The organism is Bacillus sp. 05T31 (assembly GCF_056396725.1).
Window position 1 is genome coordinate 1 of the sequence record NZ_JBFTMA010000494.1, and the last position, 3,379, is coordinate 3,379.

The 3,379-nt window shown below is 32.7% G+C and carries 4 protein-coding genes; 3 read left to right on the forward strand and 1 reads right to left on the reverse strand.

Annotation, left to right across the window (positions count from 1 at the left end; all coding sequences use genetic code 11):
* Window positions 1–19: 19 nt before the first annotated feature.
* The 3 genes from fadH (at window position 20) to AC1DJR_RS22720 (ending at window position 2,928) form a co-directional block, all read left to right on the forward strand.
* Complete coding sequence (fadH, locus tag AC1DJR_RS22710) at window positions 20–784, forward strand: 2,4-dienoyl-CoA reductase (protein WP_002128892.1); 765 nt, start codon at window positions 20–22, stop codon at window positions 782–784.
* Window positions 785–1,039: 255 nt separating this feature from the next.
* Entirely contained in the window at window positions 1,040–2,257 is a 1,218-nt protein-coding gene (locus tag AC1DJR_RS22715; RefSeq protein WP_477003565.1) for an EAL domain-containing protein, read from the forward strand.
* Window positions 2,258–2,439: 182 nt separating this feature from the next.
* Entirely contained in the window at window positions 2,440–2,928 is a 489-nt protein-coding gene (locus AC1DJR_RS22720; protein WP_477003566.1) for a DUF3993 domain-containing protein, read from the forward strand.
* 25 nt (window positions 2,929–2,953) lie between these two features.
* On the opposite strand, the gene AC1DJR_RS22725 is transcribed toward AC1DJR_RS22720, so the two are convergent.
* Window positions 2,954–3,190: a glutaredoxin domain-containing protein gene (locus AC1DJR_RS22725; RefSeq protein ID WP_002014835.1), complete on the reverse strand. Its 237-nt coding sequence runs from the start codon at window positions 3,188–3,190 to the stop codon at window positions 2,954–2,956.
* Window positions 3,191–3,379: the final 189 nt, after the last annotated feature.

Consider the following 3,379-nt stretch of genomic DNA (forward strand, 5'->3'; position numbering starts at 1 on the left):
TTTTTTGGAGGGGATGTATGTGAAAGAGAAGGTAGTTATTATAACAGGTGGATCAAGTGGAATGGGAAAAGGGATGGCGATWCGTTTTGCGAAAGAAGGGGCACGTGTTGTTATTACAGGGCGTACAAAAGAAAAGCTAGAAGAAGCAAAGTTAGAAATTGAACAGTTTCCAGGGCAAGTATTATCCGTACAAATGGATGTACGAAATACTGATGATATTCAAAAAATGATTGAACATATTGATGAGAAGTTTGGACGAATTGATATTTTAATAAATAATGCAGCTGGAAACTTTATTTGTCCAGCAGAGGACTTATCTGTGAATGGCTGGAATTCGGTAATTAATATTGTATTAAATGGTACATTTTATTGTAGTCAGGCTATTGGTAAATATTGGATTGAAAAAGGTATAAAAGGAAATATTATTAACATGGTGGCAACATATGCATGGGATGCAGGCCCAGGGGTTATCCATTCGGCAGCAGCTAAAGCTGGTGTATTAGCGATGACAAAAACTCTTGCTGTTGAGTGGGGACGTAAATATGGAATACGAGTTAACGCTATCGCACCAGGACCAATTGAACGTACAGGTGGTGCCGATAAATTATGGATTTCAGAAGAAATGGCTAAGCGTACATTGCAAAGTGTTCCACTTGGTAGAATGGGTACACCAGAAGAAATTGCGGGTCTAGCTTATTATTTATGTTCAGATGAAGCTGCATACATAAATGGAACTTGTATGACAATGGATGGTGGCCAGCATTTGCATCAATATCCATTTTAAAAGGGATGAAAAAACGAATGATTTATTCATTTCTTTGTGGTAAAATATGACGAAATTGTGACACTTAAAAGAAATGTGTTTACAAGAGGGGATATATACGTTATATTTAAGACCTCTTTTTTCTTCATAGTAGAATTGCTAATTCCCCTTAGCATTTTACCCCTCTAATCCCTTCAGGAAAACTGAAGGGATTTTTTATTATTTTTCCGTAAATATCGTGTTATAATTTTTGAAAAGTAAAGGGAGGGAAGCACGTTGATAGATGCATTAGATGTAATGAGTAACTTGGATAAAGTCCTTCCTTATTATCAAGCTATTTTTAGTGCTGATGAGCATACAGTAATTGGATATGAAGTTGTAGGACGTATTCAAACAGAAGAGGGCATACAAAGTTTAGCATCTTTCTTCCATGATGATTCTATTCCGAGTGAGTTCCAACTTGAAGCGGATAACATCATCGTAGAAAAAGCGTTAAATAGGTATTTAGAAACGGATCAAAAATTATTATTATTTATACATCGGAATGCGAATGTATTAATGAATGATGAAGATGAAAGTTTACTTCAACTTTTGCTGATGTATGAAGAACAAGGTTTGAACTTACAACGCATTGTTCTGGAAATAACAGAACATGAATGTAAAGAAGATATAGAACAATTTAATCATTTACTCATGTATTATCGTACATATGGTATTCAAATTTCGATTAATAAAGTCGGAACGGGTACAAGTAATTTAGAGCGTATTAGCGTGTTAGCACCGGATATTTTAAAAGTAGATTTAACAAATTTAAGGCAAACTGCACTTTTACAATCTTATCAAGATATTTTATATTCCTTATCTTTACTTGCTAGAAGAATTGGTGCGACATTGTTATATGAAGAAATTGATGCTTTTTATCAACTACAATATGCTTGGAAAAACGGTGGTAGATATTATCAAGGTAATTATTTGAAAGAATGTTTACCTGATTTTATTGAAACGAATGTTTTAAAAGAGCGACTTGGTAATGAATGTCATCAATTTATTCTGCATGAGAAGAAGAAGTTGCAAAAAATTTATAATTTAACAGAGATGTTACGTGATCGAATTGGTGATGTTCTGTCAAAACAAAAAAAGAATGAAGATATAAATGATTGGTTATTACAATTTAGCCAAAGCATATCACAATATAGTTTTCGGATATTTATTTGTAATGAAGATGGTTTTCAACAATCGGGTAATRTTATGAAAAAAGATGGTGGATGGATCATTATGCCAGAGTATTATATGAAGAACTGGAGCTGGCGCCCGTATTTTCTAGAAAATATAATGAAAATGCGTTTTGAGAATAAGGCAAGACTTTCAGATTTATATGCTGATATCGAAACTGGTGAAATGGTACGAACATTTTCATTCCCGATTGATGATGAAAACTTTTTATTTATAGATTTATCGTACGAATATTTATATGAAGAAGATGTTTTATTTTAATGCACGAAGARATTCGTGTATTTTTTGTTTGTTTTTATCATAAATTGGTAATAGTGAAAATGATGATGAAAATGCTGTCTATCGTTGTAAAGATTTTACGAACGAAATCATCCCTTTCTTTGCATAATCATTGTTACAATGAATACTACAAAGACAAGCTCTTTTAAAAGGAAGGTGAAAAAATGAAGAAATATGGAATATGGTTTGTTCTATTTATATGTGTTGCCTTTCTAGTTGGMTATAGTGTCACAACTGTYTTAGGAAAAGAAGAAGTGAARGTGGATCKGAAAGAAGTGTTTACAACGATACAAAAAGGTTATGAGACGCAATTTTCAATCCGCGGGAAGCAAATACCTACGAATAAGATGATAGAGACGTTATCACCATATTTTACAAATAATTTCCTTCAAGTTTTTACAGATGAAAACAGTAGAAATGAAAAACAAAGTGGTGAATATTTACTTCCAGCAAAAGAAGCTCCATTTTCTTTTAATTCAGAAACAAAAATGTCTTATGATGAAGAACATAAAAATTTATATGTCTATGAGCGGACAAAGAGTGGACAATATCAAATTGTGACATTGCAAAAGGATAATGGAAAATGGAAATTAGCAGGGTATCATGAAAGTCAGGAACTGTTGACTGAAATAAAAAGGTTACAACAATTATGAGAATAGGAATAGGTGTCGCCTATTCCTATTCTATACCGAGTAGCTGTTGTAATTTTTCAATTTGAAAACCTGCCACAACTTCTTCGTCAATTACAACTGTTGGAGTTGAATAGGATTCATAGTCATATAAAAGACGATTGCGTGCAGCAGCGTCTTTTTTTATGTCAAATTCTTCATATACAACGTTATTATGTTTTAAAAATTCTTTTACAATGGTACAAGGCGGACAATCAGGTTGTGTATAAACCTCAATTTTTTTCATTGTAATTCCTCCCTTTTTCTGTTGTTTATTATATTCTGCCAGTATAAAAAGCGCAATAAAGAAGTAAAAAGATGCTCTTTCATCTTTTTACTTCTTATTTCGACAAATTTTAGTTGAGTTTCTGGCCAAGAACCTTTATCCTAGATTGTGGAACGTTTTTTCTGTTATGACGGATAGAATGAGTATAGC